This is a genomic window from Oceanisphaera psychrotolerans, from assembly GCF_001870485.1.
In the GTDB taxonomy this organism is placed as follows: Bacteria; Pseudomonadota; Gammaproteobacteria; order Enterobacterales; family Aeromonadaceae; genus Oceanimonas; species Oceanimonas psychrotolerans.
This window is the reverse complement of record NZ_MDKE01000066.1, coordinates 90,537-111,794: the sequence shown is the minus strand read 5'-3', so window position 1 is coordinate 111,794 and position 21,258 is coordinate 90,537. Positions and strand designations below refer to the sequence as shown.

The 21,258-nt window shown below is 59.5% G+C and carries 17 protein-coding genes, 2 pseudogenes and 1 riboswitch; of the genes and pseudogenes, 16 read left to right on the top strand and 3 right to left on the bottom strand.

What is annotated here, in order from left to right:
* Positions 1-17: 17 nt before the first annotated feature.
* Positions 18-1,984, bottom strand: a pseudogene (locus tag BFR47_RS15590) (exoribonuclease II).
* A gap of 255 nt (positions 1,985-2,239) precedes the next feature.
* Positions 2,240-2,342: riboswitch (TPP riboswitch) on the top strand.
* An 88-nt stretch (positions 2,343-2,430) separates the two neighbouring features.
* On the opposite strand from BFR47_RS15590, the pseudogene thiC reads away from it, so the two are divergent.
* The 8 genes and pseudogenes from thiC (at position 2,431) to BFR47_RS15550 (ending at position 10,036) form a co-directional block, all read left to right on the top strand.
* Positions 2,431-4,388: pseudogene (gene thiC, locus BFR47_RS15585) on the top strand (phosphomethylpyrimidine synthase ThiC).
* Between the two features lie 5 nt (positions 4,389-4,393).
* The gene (gene thiE, locus BFR47_RS15580) at positions 4,394-5,902 is read left to right on the top strand and encodes a thiamine phosphate synthase (protein ID WP_071473943.1); all 1,509 of its coding nucleotides are present in this window, start codon (positions 4,394-4,396) and stop codon (positions 5,900-5,902) included.
* Between the two features lies 1 nt (position 5,903).
* Entirely contained in the window at positions 5,904-6,671 is a 768-nt protein-coding gene (locus BFR47_RS15575) for a HesA/MoeB/ThiF family protein (protein WP_071473917.1), read from the top strand.
* Positions 6,662-6,862 carry a sulfur carrier protein ThiS gene (gene thiS / locus BFR47_RS15570; protein WP_071473916.1) on the top strand — a complete coding sequence of 67 codons (201 nt, stop codon included), beginning with the start codon at positions 6,662-6,664 and terminating at the stop codon, positions 6,860-6,862. The genes BFR47_RS15575 and thiS overlap by 10 nt, the downstream gene beginning before the upstream one ends.
* A 1-nt stretch (position 6,863) precedes the next feature.
* Positions 6,864-7,634 (top strand): thiazole synthase, encoded by a 771-nt coding sequence (locus BFR47_RS15565; protein WP_071473915.1) that lies wholly within the window; start codon positions 6,864-6,866, stop codon positions 7,632-7,634.
* Positions 7,631-8,752, top strand: a complete 1,122-nt coding sequence (gene thiH, locus BFR47_RS15560; protein ID WP_071473914.1) for a 2-iminoacetate synthase ThiH — start codon at positions 7,631-7,633, stop codon at positions 8,750-8,752. The genes BFR47_RS15565 and thiH overlap by 4 nt, the downstream gene beginning before the upstream one ends.
* Positions 8,753-9,044: 292 nt before the next feature.
* Complete coding sequence (locus BFR47_RS15555) at positions 9,045-9,446, top strand: NINE protein (protein ID WP_083399182.1); 402 nt, start codon at positions 9,045-9,047, stop codon at positions 9,444-9,446.
* A gap of 122 nt (positions 9,447-9,568) precedes the next feature.
* Complete coding sequence (locus tag BFR47_RS15550; RefSeq protein ID WP_071473913.1) at positions 9,569-10,036, top strand: hypothetical protein; 468 nt, start codon at positions 9,569-9,571, stop codon at positions 10,034-10,036.
* Positions 10,037-10,125: 89 nt separating this feature from the next.
* Here BFR47_RS15550 and BFR47_RS17865 read toward each other — a convergent pair whose 3' ends face one another.
* Positions 10,126-10,896: a helix-turn-helix domain-containing protein gene (locus BFR47_RS17865; protein ID WP_139215206.1), complete on the bottom strand. Its 771-nt coding sequence runs from the start codon at positions 10,894-10,896 to the stop codon at positions 10,126-10,128.
* A 300-nt stretch (positions 10,897-11,196) separates the two neighbouring features.
* On the opposite strand from BFR47_RS17865, the gene BFR47_RS15545 reads away from it, so the two are divergent.
* From BFR47_RS15545 to BFR47_RS15515, 8 genes are all read left to right on the top strand, one after another.
* Entirely contained in the window at positions 11,197-12,504 is a 1,308-nt protein-coding gene (locus BFR47_RS15545; protein WP_071473912.1) for a Na+/H+ antiporter NhaC family protein, read from the top strand.
* A gap of 94 nt (positions 12,505-12,598) precedes the next feature.
* Positions 12,599-13,099, top strand: a complete 501-nt coding sequence (locus BFR47_RS15540) for an asparaginase domain-containing protein (protein WP_071473911.1) — start codon at positions 12,599-12,601, stop codon at positions 13,097-13,099.
* A 731-nt stretch (positions 13,100-13,830) separates the two neighbouring features.
* Complete coding sequence (locus BFR47_RS15535; RefSeq protein ID WP_071473910.1) at positions 13,831-15,363, top strand: TerC family protein; 1,533 nt, start codon at positions 13,831-13,833, stop codon at positions 15,361-15,363.
* Between the two features lie 209 nt (positions 15,364-15,572).
* Positions 15,573-15,812, top strand: a complete 240-nt coding sequence (locus tag BFR47_RS18850) for a hypothetical protein (RefSeq protein ID WP_245748959.1) — start codon at positions 15,573-15,575, stop codon at positions 15,810-15,812.
* Positions 15,791-17,092 carry an ABC transporter substrate-binding protein gene (locus BFR47_RS15530; protein WP_342713642.1) on the top strand — a complete coding sequence of 434 codons (1,302 nt, stop codon included), beginning with the start codon at positions 15,791-15,793 and terminating at the stop codon, positions 17,090-17,092. The genes BFR47_RS18850 and BFR47_RS15530 overlap by 22 nt, the downstream gene beginning before the upstream one ends.
* The gene (locus BFR47_RS15525; protein ID WP_071473909.1) at positions 17,089-18,024 is read left to right on the top strand and encodes an ABC transporter permease; all 936 of its coding nucleotides are present in this window, start codon (positions 17,089-17,091) and stop codon (positions 18,022-18,024) included. Before BFR47_RS15530 ends, BFR47_RS15525 begins: the two co-directional genes overlap by 4 nt.
* Entirely contained in the window at positions 18,021-18,857 is an 837-nt protein-coding gene (locus BFR47_RS15520) for an ABC transporter permease (RefSeq protein ID WP_071473908.1), read from the top strand. Before BFR47_RS15525 ends, BFR47_RS15520 begins: the two co-directional genes overlap by 4 nt.
* Positions 18,854-20,263 carry an ABC transporter ATP-binding protein gene (locus BFR47_RS15515; RefSeq protein ID WP_071473907.1) on the top strand — a complete coding sequence of 470 codons (1,410 nt, stop codon included), beginning with the start codon at positions 18,854-18,856 and terminating at the stop codon, positions 20,261-20,263. Before BFR47_RS15520 ends, BFR47_RS15515 begins: the two co-directional genes overlap by 4 nt.
* Here the strand turns inward: BFR47_RS15515 and zntB are convergent.
* The gene (gene zntB, locus BFR47_RS15510; protein ID WP_071473906.1) at positions 20,241-21,206 is read right to left on the bottom strand and encodes a zinc transporter ZntB; all 966 of its coding nucleotides are present in this window, start codon (positions 21,204-21,206) and stop codon (positions 20,241-20,243) included. The genes BFR47_RS15515 and zntB overlap by 23 nt on opposite strands.
* Between the last annotated feature and the right edge of the window lie 52 nt (positions 21,207-21,258).

Below are 21,258 nucleotides of genomic sequence, written 5' to 3'. Positions count from 1 at the left end.
TGTTTACTTCAACCGGCTTATTGCGGGGCGGCCGGTGAAATCGGCTGTGCCGGTTTGGCGATCAGGGAGCGGGTGTCTTCAACGGCCTCGGTCAGGATCACCTGTACCGCCTGACCCAGTTCGTACAGCGGGGCCTTGTCCAGGTAGACCCGGCCGTCGTCCCAGCTGCACTCCAGCCGATCCCGGTTGGCGAGGATCAGGGAAGAGGGCATGAAGGCCACGGCGCCGTTTTCCTGCAGGCGCAGCTTGACGCCACCGCGACCGATATCGATCACTTCGGCATCGAATACCTTGCCTTCGGCCACGGCCGGCTGCAGGTAACGCACATACAGCCAGTCGGCGATATCGCGCTCGGCCCGGCGGTGCATGCGGCGCTGCTCGGACAGATGCTGAGCCAGCTCTGGCGTCGGCGCATGAACTTCATGCGCCTGCTCGGCGAGGATGGCCTTGATCAGACGGTGGTTGATGATGTCGCCGTATTTACGAATGGGCGAAGTCCAGGTGGCGTAGGCGGTCAGGCCCAGGCCAAAGTGTTCGCCCGGGGTGGCGCTCATGGCGGCGAACGACTGATAACGCCGGGTGCGGCTGTCCAGATAGGTGGTGTCGCGGGCGTCGAGCCAGCGGCGCAGGGCACAGAAGCCCTCCAGGCTGGACAGGTTTTCCGGATCAATGGGAGCGTCGTGAGCCTGCAGCAGCTCGACCAGTTGTTCCATTTTTTCGCTGTCAAAGCCGGCATGGACGTTGAAGATACCGGTGCCGGCATGCTCGGTCAGCCAGTTACCACAGGCCAGGTTGGCGGCGATCATCGCCTCTTCCACCATCTGGTTGGCGATGCGACGGTGATCGAGCAGAATGGCCACCACGTTGCTGTCGTCGTCCAGGGCAAAGCGATAATCGGGTCTGTCCTTGAACACGATGGCATGCTCGCTGCGCCAGGCGCTGCGGGCATGGGTCAGGGCGGTCAGCTCACGCAGCTGCTCGGCAATGACGTCGCTGCCGGGCTGCCAGTCGCCAGTGCCTTCGACCCAGTCGGAGACCTGATCGTAGCTTAAGCGGGCCTGGGAGCGAATGCGGGCGGCGAAGAATTCGGCCTTGCCGTTGACCTTGCCGTCGAAGTCGATCAGCAGGCGGGCGCACAGGGCCGGACGCTCTACCCCTTCCTGCAGCGAACAGAGTTCGTCGGCCAGGGTGCGGGGCAGCATGGGGATGTTGCGGCCGGGCAGATACACGGTAAAGGCACGCTCGGCGGCGACCCGATCCATTTCGCTGTCGTGGGCCACATAGGCGGTCGGATCGGCGATGGCCACGGTCAGTTCCCAGCCGTTATCCAGCTTCTTCACGCTCAGGCATCATCCATATCCAGGGTGGACTCGCCGTCGATGGTGAAGAAGGGCACTTCGGTAAGATCCTGGCGCGGCAGAGGCTCTTCCAGCGTCTGCCACTCTTCCCGGTCTTCCGGTGCCTGGTTGGCCAGTTTGTTGCGGGCCAGCACCACCCACCAGGGGGCGATGGGATCGTCGACGCCGGCGATCACTTCCACCACGCTTGCGAAAAAACCCTTGTTGTCTTTCAGGGCGTGGTGGGTCAGTTCGCCCAGCACCCAGTCACCTTCTTTCAGGCTTTTTTCATCCAACCCCTTGATGGCGCGTGCCTTGATGGCATCCTTCATCAACGGATGATCGGGCACGATATTGAGCCGATCGCGGAACCACTTCACCCGGGCGACAAAGCGGGTCACACCGGCTTCGAGCAGGGTCTCGGGCTCAACCAGCTCTTTCTCGTTTTCGGAGCGCAACACCGCGGTAATGCGGTCGCCATGCATCACTTTTTTCATGTGCGGCGGCGGAATGAAGAAGCTTTCTTTTTCGCTTACTTCAAGAAAGCCAAAACCTTTGGAGGTGCCTTTGACTACCCCTTCCTTGATGGGAAGGGTCTCGCGGATCTGTTGCTTGAGCTGGGCCAGCAGGGGGTTGTTTTGAAACATAAGTAAAGACCTGTCGAAATATGCGCCTGACTATACGGATTTACCCCCCGTATGCCAAGGAAACCTTGGTACCAGCCATGCCTGTGGAGTAGCGTGAGTCTGGCCCTTCAGACCCGCCGTCCCTTTCCCTTTTTTGCGCTCGGGCAAAACAGCCAGTGAGTCCAATGCCGAAATGTATCCAAACGGTTAATTTTTTATAGCCTGAATGCTGAGCAATGGCTTTGCTTTTGCGAGTTGGCTCTGGGTATACTGGCCCCCATCTTGTCGGAGTGCTCTGTATGAGCTGAGACCGCGAAAGCGGGATCCGTTGAACCTGATCAGGCTAATACCTGCGAAGGGAAACAAGTGAGAACCTGGCGCCAATCCCTCTTCTTTCTGCCCGGTTCTTTCTTAAAAACACTCCTGACAAGCATTTTCACCCTTAATGGATTCAAAGTGAGATTGCTATGTCAAACAGTACTACCTCAAAAAAAGTAAACCGTCGTGAAGTGCGCAGCCAGGCCCAGGAATTTATCGATAACCTCAAGGGCGAACATTTCCCCAACTCGCGCCGCATTTACATCGAAGGCTCGCGCCCGGACCTGAAAGTGGGCATGCGCGAGATTCATCTGGCGGCCAGCTTCAAGGGCGGCACCGAAGAAAACCCCATTCTCGAGCCCAATGCGCCGGTGCCTATCTACGATACCGCCGGCCCCTACGGCGACCCCGAAGCCGAACTGGATGTGCGCAAGGGCCTGCCCCAGCTCCGTCGGCAGTGGATCCTGGAGCGTAACGACACCGTCGAACTGGACGGCGTGACTTCCGAGTTCACCCAGCAGCGCATGGCCGACGACGGCCTGGATCATCTGCGTTTCGAGCACATGCCCAAGCCGCGCAAGGCCAAGGCGGGCGCTGTGTCACCCAGCTGCACTATGCCCGCAAAGGCATCATCACCCCCGAGATGGAGTACATCGCCATCCGTGAAAACATGGGGCGCGAGCGGGTGCGGGATGAAATGCTGCTGCGTCAGCATCCGGGCGAAAACTTCGGCGCCAACCTGCCGGAGAGCATCACCCCCGAATTCGTGCGCAAGGAAGTGGCCGAAGGCCGTGCCATCATCCCGGCCAACATCAACCACGCCGAGTCCGAGCCGATGATCATCGGCCGCAACTTCCTGGTGAAGATCAACGCCAACATCGGCAACTCGGCGGTGACCTCGTCCATCGAGGAAGAAGTGGAGAAGCTGGTGTGGGCCACCCGCTGGGGCGCCGACAACGTGATGGACCTGTCCACCGGTCGGTACATTCACGAGACCCGTGAATGGATACTGCGCAACAGCCCGGTGCCCATCGGTACCGTGCCCATCTATCAGGCGCTGGAAAAGGTGAACGGCGTGGCCGAAGACCTGACCTGGGAAGTGTTCCGCGACACCCTGATCGAACAGGCCGAGCAGGGCGTGGACTACTTCACCATCCACGCCGGCGTGCTGCTGCGCTACGTGCCGATGACTGCCAAGCGGGTCACCGGCATCGTGTCTCGCGGTGGCTCCATCATGGCCAAGTGGTGTCTGTCGCATCACAAGGAAAGCTTCCTCTACGAGCACTTCCGCGAAATCTGTGAAATCTGTGCCGCCTACGATGTGTCCCTGTCGCTGGGTGACGGCATGCGCCCCGGCTCCGTGGCCGACGCCAACGACGAGGCCCAGTTTGCCGAGCTGCACACCCTGGGCGAGCTGACCAAGGTGGCCTGGGAATACGATGTGCAGGTGATGATCGAAGGCCCCGGCCATGTGCCGATGCACATGATCAAGCGCAATATGGAAGAGCAGCTGGAGCATTGCCACGAGGCGCCCTTCTACACCCTGGGTCCGCTGACCACCGACATTGCCCCCGGCTACGACCACTTTACCTCCGGCATCGGCGCCGCCATGATCGGCTGGTTCGGTTGCGCCATGCTGTGTTACGTGACGCCCAAGGAGCACCTGGGTCTGCCCAACAAGGAAGACGTCAAGCAGGGCCTGATCACCTACAAGATTGCCGCCCATGCCGCCGACCTGGCCAAGGGCCATCCCGGCGCCCAGATCCGCGACAACGCCATGTCCAAGGCGCGTTTCGAGTTCCGTTGGGAAGACCAGTTCAACCTGGCGCTGGACCCGCAGACGGCCCGTGCCTATCACGACGAAACCCTGCCGCAGGAGTCCGGCAAGGTGGCTCACTTCTGTTCCATGTGCGGCCCCAAGTTCTGCTCCATGAAGATCACCCAGGAAGTGCGGGACTACGCCGCCGCTCAGGAAGCCATTGCGGTGCAGCTGGTCGACATGGACGGCAACAGCGAAACCGTGGTCGCCGGCATGGCGCAGATGTCGGAAGAATTCAAGAAACGCGGCGGTGAGCTCTATCACCAGGCCGACAAGCTGGAGCAATAATGTCTATGACAAGACCCATCGTCTGGACCATAGCCGGTTCCGACTCGGGCGGCGGTGCCGGTATTCAGGCGGATTTGCACACCATTCAGGGACTGGGCGGCCACGGCTGCTCGGTGATCTCTGCCATTACCGCCCAGAACTCGGTGGCGGTGTCGATGGTGGAGCCGGTGCTGATGCAGGCCTTCACCAGTCAGCTGGTGTCACTGGCGACCGACATGCAGGCCAACGCCATCAAGATAGGTCTGCTGCCCGGCGGCCTGCGGGCCGAGGTGCTGGCGCGTTATCTGCGTGAATATCGCCGCCAGTGGCAGCCCTTCGTGGTGCTGGACCCGGTGGCTATTGCCAGCACCGGCCAGGCCATGGCCGAAGCCAACCTGCTGCCGGCACTGAAGCAGCACCTGTTGCCCGAGGTGGACCTGATCACCCCCAACGCGCTGGAGCTGGAAGCGCTGTCGGGCATCGCGCCCGACTCCGCCTCCAATGTGCGTGCCGGTGCTGCCGCCCTGCTGGAAATGGGCGCGCGTGCCGTGCTGGTGAAGGGCGGCCACCTGGACTGGGCCGGCGAGCAGGCCATCGACTTCTATACCGACGGCGAGCGCGAAATCTGGCTGGCCAGTCCGCGGATTGAAACCCGCCACGGTCACGGCACCGGTTGTACCCTGTCTTCCGCCATCGCCACCGCGGTGGCGCAGGACTACCCGATAGAAGATGCGCTGGTGCTGGCCAAGGCCTACGTCAATCAGGGGCTGAAGGGCGCCGAGGCCATCGGTGCCGGCGCCGGCCCGGTGGCCCATCTGGGCTGGCCGACCAATCTGGATGACTTCCCTACCGTGGTGATGCCGGGCAGCGCCCTGGCCGAACAGCTGGGTATTAGCGGCCCCAGCATCCAGGGCGAGTTTGCGCCCATGGACACCTTCAAGCTGGGGCTTTATCCGGTAGTGACGTCGGTCGCCTGGCTGGAGCGCCTGCTGGATAAGGGCGTGCGCACCCTGCAGCTGCGCATCAAGGACAAGACCGACGCCGAGGTGGAAGCCGACATCAAGGCCGCAGTCGAGCTGGGTCGGCGTTTCAACGCCCGCCTGTTCATCAACGACTACTGGCGGCTGGCCATCCGGCATGGCGCCTATGGCGTGCACCTGGGTCAGGAAGACATCGAAGTGGCGGATCTGGAGGCCATTCGCGCCGCCGGCCTCAAGCTGGGGCTGTCGACCCACGGTTATTACGAAATGCTGCGCGCCCGGGAGCTCAAGCCCTCCTATCTGGCACTGGGGCATATCTTCCCCACCAGGACCAAGGACATGCCGTCCCGTCCCCAGGGGCTGGCGCGACTGCACCGCTATGTGGCGCTGATGAAGGCGGAGTTTCCGCTGGTGGCCATCGGTGGCATCAGCAAGGAGCGGGTGCCGCTGGTGGCCCAGACCGGGGTCGGCAGCATTGCCCTGGTGACCGCCATTACCGAGGCGGCCGATCCGGACGCCGCCATCCGCGAGCTGCTGAACATGGTGGAGGGGTAGGATGCTCAGCGACAGCGAATTCATGCGTTACAGCCGGCACCTGTTGCTGGAAGAGGTAGGTGAAGAAGGCCAGCTGAAGCTGAAGCACGCCTCTGTGCTGGTGGTCGGCCTGGGTGGCCTGGGCTCACCCGCCGTGCAGTACCTGGCGGCGGCCGGGGTCGGCACCCTGTGGCTGGCCGACTTCGATCAAATCGAGGTCAGCAACCTGCAGCGCCAGACCCTGTACGACATGAACAGCCTACAGCACAGCAAGGCGGAAACGGCGCGGGAAAAGTTATTGGCGCTGAATCCCGACATCGAAGTAATCGCTATCAACCAGCAGCTGGACGAACAGAGTCTGGGCGACTTTGTGGCCGAGGTGGATCTGGTGCTGGACTGCACCGACAACATGTCGGTCCGCCAGGCCATCAACGCCGCCTGTTACGCCTGGGGCAAGCCGTTGCTGGTGGGCGCCGCCATTCGCTTCGAGGGCCAGTTGCTGGCGCTGGACCCGGCCCGTGACCATGGCTGTTACCGCTGTCTTTATGAGCCCGACATCGGCGAACGCCTCAACTGCAGCAACTCCGGGGTCATCGGGCCCGTGGTGGGCACCATCGGCATGCTGCAGGCGCTGGAAGCCATCAAGTTTTTTACCGGCACCGGCACCGTGCCCTGGGGTGAACTCAAGCTGTTCGACGCCAGGGTGCATCGCTGGCACGGCCTCAAGGTGCCGAAAGATCCGGCCTGTCCGGTATGTGGACCCAAGGGGAGAGAGAAAGAATGCGAGTAGTACTGAACGACGAAGCACTGGATCTGGCCGAGGGCACTACCCTGGGCCAGTTGCTGGTTGAGCTTGAGCAAGACAAACCCGGTGTGGCGGTGGCCCTCAACCAGCAGGTGGTGGCCCGCAGTCAGTGGGGCGAGCAACAACTGACCCCCAACGACAACATCACCCTGTTCCACGCCATAGCCGGAGGCTGACATGAGTTTGACCATCGCCGACAAGACCTTTCATTCCCGTCTCTTTACCGGCACCGGCAAGTTTGCCAACGGCCGGCAGATGAAAGACGCCTTTGTGTCCAGCGGCACCGAGCTGGTGACCATGGCGCTGAAACGGGTGGATCTGAAAAACCACAGCGACGACATACTGCCGCCGTTGCTGGAGCTGGGCGTGAACCTGCTGCCCAACACCTCGGGCGCCAGAAACGCCGAAGAGGCACTGTTTGCTGCGCGGCTGGCGCGGGAGGCACTGGGCACCCGCTGGCTGAAGCTGGAAATTCACCCGGACCCCAAGTATCTGCTGCCCGATCCCATCGAAACCCTCAAGGCCGCCGAGCTGCTGGTGAAGGACGGCTTCATCGTGCTGCCCTACTGCGGTGCCGATCCGGTGCTGTGCAAACGGCTGGAAGAGGCGGGTTGTGCGGCGGTGATGCCGCTGGGCGCCCCCATCGGATCCAACAAGGGTCTGGTGACCCATGACTTCCTCGAGATCATCATCGAACAGTCCAATGTGCCGGTGGTGGTGGACGCGGGTATCGGTGCCCCCAGCCACGCCGCCTACGCCATGGAGCTGGGTGCCGACGCCGTGCTGGTGAACACCGCCATCGCCGTGGCCGGCGATCCGGTGGCCATGGGCGACGCCTTCCGCCAGGCGGTGATCGCCGGTCGTATGGCCTATGAAGCCGGACTGGCCGGTCAGAGCCGGCAGGCCCAGGCATCGAGCCCGCTGACAGCCTTTCTGGAGACCCTATGAGTTTCTTCGAGGTCTGGTCATCCATGGACTGGGATGACATCAAGATGAGCATCTACGGCAAGCAGGCGCGGGATGTGGAGCGGGCGCTGGCCAAACCGAAGCGGGATCTGCAGGACTTCATGGCGCTGATTTCACCCGCCGCCGAGCCCTATCTGGAGCAGATGGCCCAGCAGTCATACCGGCTGACCCGGCAGCGTTTCGGCAATACGGTCGGCTTCTATATCCCGCTGTATCTGTCCAATCTGTGTGCCAACGACTGCACCTATTGCGGTTTTTCGATGAGCAACCGGCTCAAGCGCAAGACCCTGAGTGCCGAAGAGATCGAGCAGGAATGCCTGGCGATCAAGGCCATGGGCTTCGATACCGTGCTGCTGGTGACCGGCGAGCACGAGGGCAAGGTGGGGTTGGACTACTTCAAGCAGATGCTGCCGATCATCAAGCGCCACTTCAGCTATGTGATGATGGAAGTGCAGCCGCTGTCGGAAGCCGAATACGCCGAGCTGCGCACATTTGGCCTGGACAGCGTCATGGTCTATCAGGAGACCTATCAGCACCTGACCTACGACGAGCACCATATCCGCGGCAAGAAGAAGGACTTTCGCTGGCGGCTGGAAACCCCGGATCGGCTGGGCAAGGCCGGCATCGACAAGATTGGCCTGGGCGCCCTGTTCGGGCTGGAGGACTGGCGCGCCGACAGCTTCTATGTGGCGGCGCACCTGCGCTATCTGCAAAAGCATTACTGGCAGACCCGCTACTCGGTGTCGTTCCCGCGGCTGCGGCCCTGTACCGGCGGCCTGCAGCCCAAGTCGGTGATGACCGACCGCCAGCTGGTGCAGCTGATCTGCGCCTACCGGCTGTTCGACGGCGAGCTGGAGCTGAGTCTGTCGACTCGCGAGGCCCGGGAGTTCCGCGACAAGGTGATCCCGCTGGGGGTAACCAGCATCAGCGCCGGCTCCAAGACCCAGCCCGGTGGCTATGTGGACAACGTGAAGGAAGAGCTGGAGCAGTTCGAAATCGACGACGATCGCAGCCCGGCCGAGGTGGCCAAAGCCATTGCCGCCACCGGCCTGCAACCGGTATGGAAAGACTGGGACAACAGCTACTCCGCCAGCCGGTAAGAAGCCTGACCCGACGGCTGGCAACATGGGCCCCTGCCTTCGCAGGGGCGACCACCAAACCGTTGTCTGCTAATGCTCTGTTATTCCTGTGCTTATCTTCTGCACCATCTCAGTGTTAATGCCGTCACCCCCGCGCAGGCGGGGGGCCATGTACAACTGATGCTGGATGCGGGCAGGTATGATGTACAAAACGACGAGCCGGGTCGCCTGCGGCCATAGGGGCATGGCGATCACGGTTGGCAACGGCTAACATTGTGACTTTGGTGATCATGGCTCTGGGGGCTAGGCGACGGTGAACAACACACACAGTAAGGTAATCGGTTACATCCTGTGGATTTTCGGCTTTATGGGCGCACACCGGTTTTATTACGGTCGTCCCATCAGCGGCACCATCTACTTCTTTACCCTGGGCCTGTTTTTCATCGGCTGGATAGTGGATCTGTTCCTGATCCCGTCCATGGACCGGGGCGCGGATCAACGCTATACCAACGGCCCCACCGACTATAACCTGACCTGGATCCTGATGACCTTTCTCGGCATCTTCGGCATTCACCGCCTGTACATGGGCAAGTGGGTCACCGCCATCATCTGGTTCTTTACCGGCGGCCTCTTCCTGATCGGTTATCTGTACGACTACTGGACTCTTAACGACCAGATTGACGAAGTTAACCGTAAATCACGCCGCTTCGGCTGATGTTTGTCACTGCAGATCCGTTTGAACAAAGGGCCCGTTGTTACGGGCCTTTTGTTTGGTTGGTGAATAAAGAAGTCAGGCCTTATATTTTTCATTCGTAAACAGACAAGGATTGTCCAACGATGTTGAGCAAGCTAAAGGAGTGGCTGTTCGGCCAGCCGCCGGTTGAACGGCATCATGCATTCTTCGGCAGAATGGTGTTTATGGGCGGTGCTACACCTGAGCCTGATGACTACTGGGAATGTGAGCAGTCGGTGGATGGGGTCAAGGAGCCGATATCGGTACTGATCCATGCGGGGTTGGCTGGCCCGGGTTCGCGGCAGGTCGAGTTTTATCGAGAGAGAATGGCCGACCTGGACGAACTGTTTCGGCAGTGCTGGCCGATCTTCGAGCCGGATTTCGAGCAGTGGACCGGGAAAAAGTTCACCGGGAGGTGGCGGGATGATTTCGAACTGATGAGCATAGAGATCCCGCTGGATGGGGACATAAACAACAGCTGGTCCGTATGTTATTTTGTGGCCGCGGCCAACCATTACTTCACGGCCAGCTTCGAGCGTGGTCTGCCTGCTCATAATATTGTCGACGGCTGAATGAGCCGGCAATGGGACCTTTTACCTGCTACTCCAGAAAGCGCCCAGAGGTTTTTAGTACTGGTCATGCGTGTGTTTCTACTCTATTTTCATTCAAGTGGCGCTGGCAATCGAGACTTTATGCTTTCTGGAATAAGATCGGAATCTGGTGAATATAGATAGCAGCTTTTTAACTTGCTTTTCAGGCTGACATCCGAACCAATGTATTCCAATACTATATGACGCGTGAGTGGTTGGCGGGAGGGATTGGCGGATACACCCATCAGTGTACCTTCAAGTAATGACACTCTCTGCTTGAAACTAGGGAAGAGAATGATTTCTACAATTTCATTATTGGTGATGCTTTCGTAGTCCACCATGAATATTCGTTCGTTTAAAAACAGTGCTAAGCCCTTATAGTGGCAATAACTCGTCTGTCCTTTTTCTTTATTGTCGATCAGTCGTTCAAAGCGTTCGTAGTATACGGAGTCACCTGTTCTTTTAAGGCAAATCAGTCCGCGTAATATATGTGATGGAGAGGACATTGAGTAATAATACTCGTAGTAATACCCAAGGTATTTCTCAAGATGGCTAACACTTTTTTGATTTAAAGTTTTTAATGCGGAGTCTACAGGGTTATATTCAATGCCGGAAGGGGAGTCAGAGTTGTAGCTTTCCTTGAACTCTTTATGAGAAAGCTTTAGCTGAGCTTCCGTTACATTAAAGTAGTCACAAATTCGTCTTAAGTTATACCCGCGAGGGTGGTTCTCTCCCCGTAAGTAACGATTAAACTGTTGACGGTTAATGGATATTTCTCTGCATACACTCGCGATTGAATGCTGAAAAGAGCAAAGATACTTTAAATTTTGACCTAACCCCATGTCTGACTTCTCCTAAAAATACCGATGCATATCGATGTTACCTTCTGCCCTTCGTAAAGTGAAGCACTTTCTGTGAAGGTTATGACGGATGTGAGTTAACCTACGAAATTTATCCACATCTGAAAATATGGTCAACTAAGTCTGACCCTAAACATTCCTTAAGGAGAAGGAGACGAAGATGATTGAAAATAAAAAATTAGAGTTTTATGGAGGCCCTTGGGTTTCCTTCCTGCCAATAATGGTATTTGTTGTCGTTGCGATTCATGTGGCTACGAGTTTGGAGTCGCAACTATCCAGGGTATGTGGGTGGGTGCAATAATAGGTTTGCTCTTGAGCTTTCTGGTTGCTAAAGATAAAGCCATTTTCGGTAAAACCTTTTTTAAAGGTATGAGTTCTGAAACCGCAATTGCACCTGTGGCATGTTGGATATTTGCCGGCATTTTCGCGACTGTACTCAGAGATTCTGGTCTGGTTGACGGCATATTGTGGGCTGCCTATCACACTGGCACCACAGGGACCAGCTTTATAATTATCACCTTCTTTGCCAGTGCGTTGTTTGCAACGGCTGCCGGTACAGGATTTGGTACGATAACGGCGGGAATGGGGATGTTGTATCCTGCAGGTGTGCTATTAGGGGCCGACCCTCTGATATTGGCAGGTGCCATTGTGGGCGGCGGGGCTTTTGGTGATAACTTGGCACCGATTTCAGACACAACTATTTCTGCAGCAACATCCCAGAATACCGATATTGGTGGAGTCGTTAAACACAGGGTCAGATACGTTATTCCGGCTTCGGTTTTAACAGTCATAACCATGTGGGTTCTGGCAAGTTCTGGTAATGTCAGTTCCACAGCGGTCCCTATGGAAAAAATAGCTGAAATGATGGATCCTCGTGGGTTATGGATGCTGATCCCTGCGATTGCCACCATCTATACGGCGATTAAGAAAGGCGATATTGTCTTTGCAACAATCGTTGGAATTCTACTTGGTTCTTTTGTTTCTGTTGTTACGGGTTTAAATACGGTTGGTAACATCATCTCGGTCGAAAATGGTTTGCTCCTTCGAGGTGTATCTGGCTGGATGGCGGACTTGTGTATACTGGTCTTGCTTTTATCTGCCGGTATCCAGATGATGCTGGATGGTGGTGGCAGTCAGCGACTGCTGGAAACCTTCAAAAATGTGAAGACGGCTCGAGTATACGAAATGATTTCTGGTATGCTGGCTTTGATTCTTTCTGCCCTGATGAGTATCAATGCACCCGCCATTCTGGCGGTTGGCCTTTCCTTTGCGAAGCCCATGGGTGAGAAGTTTGGCGTTCATCCACACCGTCGAGCCAATGTCATTGGTAACCTGGCATGTACTTTGGTTTATTCCCTTCCCTGGTCGGCTGCCTTGCTGTTGGCTGCAAGCCTGTCACAGCAAGCGGCAGAAAGCTTTGAGGGTGTGCCTAGCATTTCTCCCCTTGAACTAACACCCTATGTGCTCTATGCATGGTTCCTGTTGACAGTAATGGTGTTTTCGATTGTTACTGGATGGGGTTGCGAATACAACAATAAAAATACAAGTGACAATGAAACAAATCTGTTGATGGAAGAAAAGGCGAGTTAATAGAGTCGTTGAATGATGATTGCCCCTGTTTCAGGGGCAATATATAAACAAAGTTGATATCTAGAAATAGACCGAATTATATCAAGGTTGAATTATGAACCCGACAGGAAACTGCAAAATACAACTGGTTATTACTGGTGGCACCATTGATTCTCGTTATGATACAGACAAGTGCACGACTGTACCTCACGAAAAGAGCGTGCTCGATCAATTCCTCGACAGATACATTGGGATCGAAAAGGAAAAAATTGCATTCACAGAGCTTTGTATGAAGGACAGTCGTGAAATAACACCGGAAGATATAAAGAGTGTGTCGGAAACAATAATGCAAAGCCCGTATCAGCAGCATGTTGTGACGCACGGTACCTTCACCATGTTTTCAAGTGCCCGTCATTTACAGGAGCTGTTACCGGATAACCATAATCAAGTTGTTGTTTTTACTGGCTCTATGATTCCGTTAGAAGGTTTTTCTCCGAATGACGCAGGATTCAATTTAGGTTCTGCGATAATGGCCGCCCAGTGCTTGAACCCGGGTGTTTACATTGCGTTCCACGGCCGGGTTTACCGCCCGGAGGATATGGAAAATCTGCATTAATAGAACAATCAATGTCATACCGAACGTCAGAATCCCCTGTATTTCTGGCCGTCGAGTATGGCATTTTTTCAGGTTCGAAATGTTAAAAACCAGTTTGAGTCAATGTGCAGGCCACAGGTGGAAAGCTTACTTGATTCTGGGCAGAAAGGTTCTCTGCAGGGTGTAGCCTGTGTGGTGAGCGATAGGCATAGAGTTGCGCTATTGCCGACGGAGCAAGCCGGTAGCGCCTTCATGACAAGGTAATGGGCAAAAAAAGCATGATACCGCAACTCGTCCTGTTCGCCGTCAACGGATACGCCGGAGGTCAAAGCCAAACAGAGAACATCGAACGCCGGGCAGCGTAAACTCGGTGGTTGCTCAATCGATCATGCCCAAGGGCACAAACGTCCTGCGCATCCGCCTGGGCGACATCCTTGGGCCCAAATTTTGTATCCGTATGAGTCGCAAATGGTTCGCCGTCGTTATTTTTATTGGTCAAAAGCGACGTAATGATTATGATATGAGCTCATTTTAACCAAGAGGTCCGGTCAATCGCCGGTGTATCATATGGATTGCTCGCGAAGTTGCTTGCAACAGAGTTCTGAATCTTCACTTCCCCCCTGTTTTTTGCTGTCCCCGGCGTTCGCCACCCCATCCGGATTTGTCTGCTGCCCCGGCTATACTGATTTTGCCGGCCTGGCCCGTGCTATTCGCTGATCTGCATTCATCGACATCCTATTAAGAGGTAAATCATGGAATTCCTGATGGATCCGTCTATTTGGGCGGGCTTGCTGACGCTGGTGATTCTGGAAATCGTGCTGGGTATCGACAACCTGGTCTTTATCGCCATTCTGGTCAAGAAACTGCCGCCTCACCAGCGCGACAAGGCGCGGATCATCGGCCTGTCGCTGGCCTTGTTCATGCGTCTGGGTCTGCTGAGTGTGGTGTCCTGGCTGGTGACCCTGACCACGCCGCTGATCTCCCTGGGTGAACTGAGCTTTTCGGGACGGGATCTGATCCTGATGGCCGGTGGTCTCTTCCTGTTGTTCAAAGCCACCACCGAGCTGCACGAGCGGCTGGAAGGCAAGATGGGAGAGGAAGAAACCAGCACCGTTTATGCCGGCTTCGGCGTGGTGATTGCCCAGATCCTGGTGCTGGATGCGGTGTTCTCACTTGACTCTATCATTACCGCCGTGGGCATGGTGGACAGCCTGCCGGTGATGATGATCGCCGTGGTGGTGGCGATGATAGTGATGCTGGCGGCTTCCAAATCCCTGACCGACTTCGTCAACGCCCACCCCACCGTGGTGGTGCTGTGTCTGAGCTTCCTGCTGATGATCGGTTTCAGCCTGGTGGCGGAAGGCTTCGGCTTCCATATTCCCAAGGGCTATCTGTATGCGGCCATTGGTTTCTCGATTCTGATCGAGTTCCTGAACCAGCTGGCCCAGCGAAATTCAGCCAAGGAAGAAGCTCGTCAGCCCCTGCGCGAGCGCACCACGGCCGCCATTTTCCGGCTGATGGGGGGTAAAGACCACGATCAGGATGAACCGGAACAGACCCAGGAAAAAACCCGGGAGCAGGGTTTTGCAGAGGAAGAACGCAACATGATCAGCGGCGTGTTGTCGCTGGCCGAGCGTTCCATCCGTACCGTGATGACACCGCGTGCCGACATTGCCTGGCTGGATATATCCGACAGCCGGGAAGAGCTGGTGGCCGAGCTGATGGCATCGTCCCACAGCCAGTTTCCGGTGTGCGATGGCGAGCTGGACAACCTGCTGGGGGTGGTGCGCGCCAAGGACCTGATGGCCGGTCTGAAAGAAGGCAAGACCCTGACCGAGCTGGCGGAAGGCAACGAGCCCATGATAGTGCCGGACAGTATCAGCGTGATCCGTCTGCTCAACATCTTGCGCGATGCCCGTGGCAACGTGGTGCTGGTCAACGATGAATTCGGCACCGTGCAGGGCCTGGTCACGCCCCACGATGTGCTGGAAGCCATTGTCGGCGAGTTTCTGGATGAAGATGAAGATCCGGAAGTGCTGATTGAAGAGAACGGCTGGCTGGTCAAGGGCAGCACCGATCTGCATTATCTGGAGCAGGTGCTGTCGCGCCGGGGGCTGGTGGATCCGGATGACGAATATGCCACCCTGGCCGGCATGCTGCTGGCCTGGAGCGGTCAGCTGCCGGAATCCGGCGCCGTGTTCGAGCGTGAAGACTTGCGTTTCGAGGTGATCGAAGTGGCCGACTTCCGTATCGCCCAGGTGCGGATCACACCGCTGGCCGCCTGATAGCAGGCTGGCACCGCCAGCCACCCAGAGGCAGCACCGCGCTCGGTTCTGCCTTGTCATCGTCAAGACGGCGCCTTCGGGCGCCGTTTTTCAATATCTGAACAGCACACTCTGGATGGGGCTTGTGGCCAGGAAACCCGTTGACACCAATTGTTATGTTATATTATAACCTTTCGGTTTTTCCCATTCTTGATCCAGGCTATTTCCTCATGAAGCAATTGCGCCATTCCCTGCTCGGTGTCGGCCTGCTGGCCGCCGCCGGGTGTTCTTATGCTACCGAAGGTGTGCTCGATATTGTCGCGCCCTGGGAGATCGGCAGTACCGACCCCGCCAAGGCCGGTTATGTTTACACCCGGCTGCAAATCGGCGAAACCCTGATCGAAGTGGATGATCAGGGCCAGCCAGGGCCGGCCTTGCCGAGAGTTGGATCGTCTCCGACGATCGGCTGAGCTGGCGCTTTTCCCTGCGCCAGGGCGTGCGTTTTCACGATGGCAGCCTGTTCGGTGCCGAGGCCGCGGTACAGGCGCTGCAACTGGCCCTGGCCAAGCCCGGCATGTTGAGCGAGGCGCCGATAGCAAGCATGACCGCCGAGGGTGATGCCGTGCTGATCCGCCTGAACAGTCCCTTTGCGCCGTTGCCGGCGCTGCTGGCGCACAGTTCGGCCCAGATACTGGCACCGGCTTCCTACAACGAGGCAGGCGAAGCCACCCAGGTGATCGGTACCGGCCCCTATCGCATCGATCAACTGCAGATGCCGCAGAAACTCACTGCCACCGTCTTTAAAGACTATTGGGGCGAGGCGCCCGCCATCGAGCGACTCAGCTACCTCGCCGCCGGTCGGGGCGAGACCCGGGCGCTGATGGCGGAAAGCGGCGATGCCGACGTCGTCTTCACCCTGGATCCGGCAAGCAAGGCCCGGTTGCAGCGCAATCCCAAACTCGCGGTGCAGGCCGTGGCCATTCCCCGCACCGTGACCCTCAAGGTGAACGCCGGACATCCCTTTCTGGCCGAGCCCGAGGCACGGCGTGCCCTGAGCCTGGCGCTGGAACGCACCGGCATGGCCGCAGCCCTGCTGCGCACCCCCGAGGCCGGCGCCGGCCAGTTGTTTCCGCCGTCCATGACCGACTGGCACCTGAGCCAGGTGAGCGGGGCCGAGCGGGATCTGGAACAGGCCAGGGCCCTGCTGGCGGGGCTGGGCTGGCAAGCAGACGGCGAGGGCATGCTCAGCCGCAACGGCACGCCCTTTAAACTGACCCTGACCACCTTCTCAGACCGGCCCGAGCTGCCCCTGCTGGCCACCGCCATTCAGGATCAGTGGCGGGAGCTGGGGGTGGAGTTGGCGGTGAACGTGGCCAACTCCAGTGAAATTCCCGCCGGCCACAGAGACGGCACCCTGGAGCTGGGGCTGATGGCCCGCAATTTTGCCCTGGTGCCTGACCCTCTGGGCACCCTGCTGCAGGACTTTGGGCCGAAGGGCGGCGACTGGGGCGCGATGAACTGGCATTCCGAGCGTCTGGGCGAGATTTTGCAGCAACTGCTGACCGCCACTCAGGAACAGGATACCGCCGAATTGCGCCGTGAGGCCGCCACCATTTTGCAGGAGCAGCTGCCGGTGATCCCCGTGGCCTGGTATCAGCAAACCGCCGCCGTATCCAAACAGGTTGAGGGCTTCAGCATGGATCCCTTCGAGCGCAGCTATCGGGTGAGCGACATGAGGTGGGCCCAGTGATACCGGTATTAAGCTATCGGCTGATGCAGGCGGTGCTGGTGGCGCTGATGGTGGGCGTGTTGACCTTTGTGCTCACCCAGGCGTTGCCCGGCGACATGGCCTTTCGCATTGCCGCCGGCCGTTATGGTTATGACCATGTGAACGCGGCCGCTGCCGCCGCGGTGCAGGCCGAGCTGGGACTGGGCCTGCCCGCCTGGCAGGCCCTGGGCCAGTGGCTGTGGGATCTGCTGCGACTCGATCTGGGCAACTCCCTGGTGAGCGGCGACCCTGTCATTGAGGAATTGCGTCACCAACTGGGCCACTCCTTCAAACTGGCCGCGGCCGCGGTGGGCCTGTCGCTGTTGCTGGGGCCGCCGCTCGGCATCCTGGCCGGGCTCAGGCCTGGCGGCCGGCTCGACCGGCTGACTCTGGTGCTGGCTACCGTGCTGCGGGCCCTGCCCCAGTTTGTGATCGGCATTTTGCTGGTGATGTTGCTGGCGGTACAGCTGGGCTGGCTGCCCGCCGCCGGCCATGGCACCGCCGCCCACACCCTGCTGCCGGCGCTGACCCTGGCCCTGGGGCTGGCGGCGGTGGCCTGCCGGGTGAGTCGCAACGCCATGCAGGGCGTGGCCGGCTCCGCCTATTACGCCTTTGGCCGCACCAAGGGGTTGAGCGGGGGCCGGGTGTTTATGCGCCATGGCCTGCGTAACGTGGCGGTGCCGGTGCTGGCCCATCAGGCCATGCAACTGGTGTATCTGATTGAAGGCGTAGTGGTGGTGGAAACCCTGTTTGCCTGGCCCGGCATCGGCCATGCTCTGGTGCACGCCATCGTGGCGCGGGACGTGCCCATGATCCAGGGTACCGCCCTGGTGCTGGGGCTGATGTTTGTGCTGTTGAACGCCCTGGTGGACCTGTTGTGCCACCGTATCGATCCGAGAAGGAGAGAAGCATGACCCAGGCTACGACCCTGACTGCCCCGGCGGCTCAAGCCGGTGGCCGCCGGTGGCTGAACACCCGTCAGCGCTGGGGTACGGGCCTGTTGCTGGCCCTGGCCCTGTTTGGCTTTGTGTTGCCGCTGGTGATGGAACTGGATCCGGTAAAGCAGAATTACAGCCGCATTCTGGCCGCACCGGGAGCAACCGAACTGTTGGGCACCGATCACCTGGGCCGCAGTATGCTGGCCCGCATGAGCTCGGCGGTGCAGTTGTCTCTGGGCCTGTCGTTGCTGGGCGTGGTCACCGCCGCCGTGCCCGGCGTGCTGCTGGGCGTGCTCGCCGGCTGGCGTGGCGGCTGGGTGGACCGGGCGCTGGGCGTGCTGGCCGACACCCTGCTGGCCCTGCCCGGGCTCTTGCTGGTGCTGCTGCTGGTGGCGCTGGCGCCGGGCAACTTCTGGACCCTGTATGTGGGCATTTCCCTGGTGCTGTGGATTGAATATTTTCGCGTGGTGCGCCTGACCACCCGCACCCTGATGGCGTCGCCGCAAATCGAGGCCTCACGCCTGCTGGGCTTTGGCCCCGGCTATATAGTGCGGCGTCACCTGTGGCCGGCGCTGGCGCCGGTGGTGCTGACCCTGGGTGCCTTTGGCGCCGCCACCGCCATTCTGGCCATTGCCGCCCTGGGTTTTGTCAGTGTGGGGCTGCGGCCGCCCACCGCCGAGCTGGGCCTGATGATGACCGAGCTGTTGCCCTATTACCACGAGGCCCCCTGGATCCTGCTGCAACCCATAGCGGCGGTGTTCCTGCTGGTGCTGGCCCTTAACCTGCTGGCGGGAGGCCGCAAACCATGACCGAATTGCTGAAAGCACAGCAACTGGCGGTGCCCGGCATAGTGCGGCCGCTGTCGTTTACCCTCACCGCCGGACGGCCGCTGACCCTGCTGGGAGAAACCGGCTCCGGCAAGAGCCTGATTGCCCAGGCAATCATGGGCAACCTGCCGGCAGGGCTGCAGGCCCGGGGGCGGCTCTGGCTGCGGGGTGAGGAACTCAGCGGCCTGGCTCCAGCCGCCCGTCGTCGGCTGTGGGGCCGGAAGCTCGCCATGCTGCCGCAAGAGCCCTGGCTGGCGCTGGATCCCACCATGAAGGCGGTGGAACAGGTGGCCGAGGGCTATCGCTATCTGGCAAACAAGGACTGGCCTCAAGCCCGGCAGCTGGCCGGAGAGGATCTGAACCGGCTTGGCCTGGGCCATGCCCTGGATCGGCTGCCGGGCCAGCTCTCGGGCGGCATGATGCAGCGGCTGGCCTTTGCCGCCGCCAGTACAGGCGGCGCCGATATCGTGATTGCCGACGAGCCCACCAAGGGCCTGGATGCCGGCAGCCGGGATCAGGTGACCGGCCTGCTCAGGCAGGTGGCCGAGGCGGGTGGCGGCTTGTTGACCATTACCCATGACATTGCCGTGGCCCGCCAGCTTGGCGGAGAGGTGATGATAGTACGCAATGGCGAGGTGTTGGAATCCGGCCCGGCAGAAGAGGTGCTCAAGGCGCCGGTGAGCGACTATGGCCGGGCCCTGCTGGCGGCGGAGCCCGATGCCTGGCCGGCCCTGGCGCCGGCCGGCCCCGGTGCCCGTGTGCTGAAAGTGGCAGGGTTGGCCAAGTCCCGGGGCGGTCTCAGCCTGTTCAGTGATGTTTCCTTTGAGCTGAACGCCGGCGAGATCATGGGCGTGGTGGGCCCGAGCGGCTGCGGCAAGAGCACCCTGGGCAGCATTTGCCTGGGCGTGCTGGAGCCCGATGCCGGCACTGTATGGCGCGATGCCAGCCTGCCCCGTACCCGCTACCAGAAGCTCTATCAGGATCCGCCCGCCGCCTTTGCCCCTTACTGCAGTCTGGGTCAGAGCCTGCGGGATCTCGTGCGGCTGCACAAGAAGGACTGGGCCGAGGTGCAGCGGCTGCTGCCCCGCCTGGGGTTGTCGGCGGATCTGCTGGAGCGCCTGCCCCGGGAGGTATCGGGGGGTGAGCTGCAACGGCTGGCGATTTTGCGCATTCTGCTGCTGGAGCCGGTGTTGCTGTTTGCCGACGAGCCCACTTCGCGGCTGGATCTGGTGACCCAGCAGCAGACCATTAAATTGCTGACCGATCTGGCCCGGGAGCGGGGCTGCGCCCTGCTGCTGGTGAGCCACGAGGCGGCGCTGGTGAACAAGGTGGCGGACAGAGTGCTCACCCTGGGGGAGTCCACGGCTACCACCAGCGGCGCAGCCTGAGCCAGATGCCCAGCCCCACACCCAGCCCGGTAAGGAGCAGACAGAAAGTCCAGAAGGCGAGCGGGTTGTCGGCACCGGGCATGCCGCCCAGGTTGATGCCAAACAGACCGGTGAGAAAGCTGGCGGGCAAAAACAGCAGCGCCATGATCGACATCTGATAGGCGCGGCGGTTGGTGGCTTCGGTCATGATGTTGTTGATTTCGTCCGCCAGCACGGCGGTACGGGCCACGCCTGCGTCCAGATCGTCCAGCCAGCGGCGTAGCCGGTCGGCAATGTCCAGCAACCGGCGGCGATCGTCGTCGTCCAGCCAGCCGATTTTCTCGCTGGCCAGCCGCGCCACCAGATCCCGCTGGGGTGACAGATAACGACGGATCATGATCAGCTGCTTGCGAATACGGCCCAGCTGACCGCTGGCGGGCATGTCGCCTTCCAGTACCGCTTCTTCCAGCTCCAGGATTTGATCGTGCAGCGCTTCCACAAATTCGCCGGCTCTGTCGGTGAGCGCATCGCAGATTTCCACCAGCCAGTCGGCAGGATTCACGGGGCCACCCTGGCCTGCCAGTTGCTGATAGACATCCTGCTCCGACAGCAGCGGGCGGCGGCGACTACTGAGGATCAGCCGGGGGCTGATGAAAATACGCAGCGCCACCATTTCTTCCGGCCGGTCGTTGGTGTTGTGGTTGATACCGCGCAGTATCAGCAGCAGGTTTTCACCATTGCGCACCAGTTTGGGCCTGCTGCTCTGACCGAGCAGTGCCTCGCGGGCGCTGTCGTTCAGCAGTGTGGTATTCAGCAGCCACAGCTCCGTATCCGGCTGACCGTAATCCAGGTGCACCCAGGCCGGTTCCGCTGCCGGCAGCGGGGAGCCCGCCGGTAGCGGCAGCATGCCACCCTCGCCATCCAGTTGCAGGCTGTAGATGCTGTTTTTTGGCACCCGTTCCATGGTTTTTCTCCCGATGATGACTCTGACCCAGCTTACACCAAAGCGGTTTCAA

Coding starts and splice junctions, on each gene's coding strand:
- thiE (WP_071473943.1), top strand. CDS start 4,394: ATGACAAGACCCATCGTCTGGACCATAGCCGGTTCCGACTCGGGCGGC.
- BFR47_RS15575 (WP_071473917.1), top strand. CDS start 5,904: ATGCTCAGCGACAGCGAATTCATGCGTTACAGCCGGCACCTGTTGCTG.
- thiS (WP_071473916.1), top strand. CDS start 6,662: ATGCGAGTAGTACTGAACGACGAAGCACTGGATCTGGCCGAGGGCACT.
- BFR47_RS15565 (WP_071473915.1), top strand. CDS start 6,864: ATGAGTTTGACCATCGCCGACAAGACCTTTCATTCCCGTCTCTTTACC.
- thiH (WP_071473914.1), top strand. CDS start 7,631: ATGAGTTTCTTCGAGGTCTGGTCATCCATGGACTGGGATGACATCAAG.
- BFR47_RS15550 (WP_071473913.1), top strand. CDS start 9,569: ATGTTGAGCAAGCTAAAGGAGTGGCTGTTCGGCCAGCCGCCGGTTGAA.
- BFR47_RS17865 (WP_139215206.1), bottom strand. CDS start 10,896: ATGGGGTTAGGTCAAAATTTAAAGTATCTTTGCTCTTTTCAGCATTCA.
- BFR47_RS15545 (WP_071473912.1), top strand. CDS start 11,197: ATGTGGGTGGGTGCAATAATAGGTTTGCTCTTGAGCTTTCTGGTTGCT.
- BFR47_RS15540 (WP_071473911.1), top strand. CDS start 12,599: ATGAACCCGACAGGAAACTGCAAAATACAACTGGTTATTACTGGTGGC.
- BFR47_RS15535 (WP_071473910.1), top strand. CDS start 13,831: ATGGAATTCCTGATGGATCCGTCTATTTGGGCGGGCTTGCTGACGCTG.
- BFR47_RS18850 (WP_245748959.1), top strand. CDS start 15,573: ATGAAGCAATTGCGCCATTCCCTGCTCGGTGTCGGCCTGCTGGCCGCC.
- BFR47_RS15520 (WP_071473908.1), top strand. CDS start 18,021: ATGACCCAGGCTACGACCCTGACTGCCCCGGCGGCTCAAGCCGGTGGC.
- BFR47_RS15515 (WP_071473907.1), top strand. CDS start 18,854: ATGACCGAATTGCTGAAAGCACAGCAACTGGCGGTGCCCGGCATAGTG.
- zntB (WP_071473906.1), bottom strand. CDS start 21,206: ATGGAACGGGTGCCAAAAAACAGCATCTACAGCCTGCAACTGGATGGC.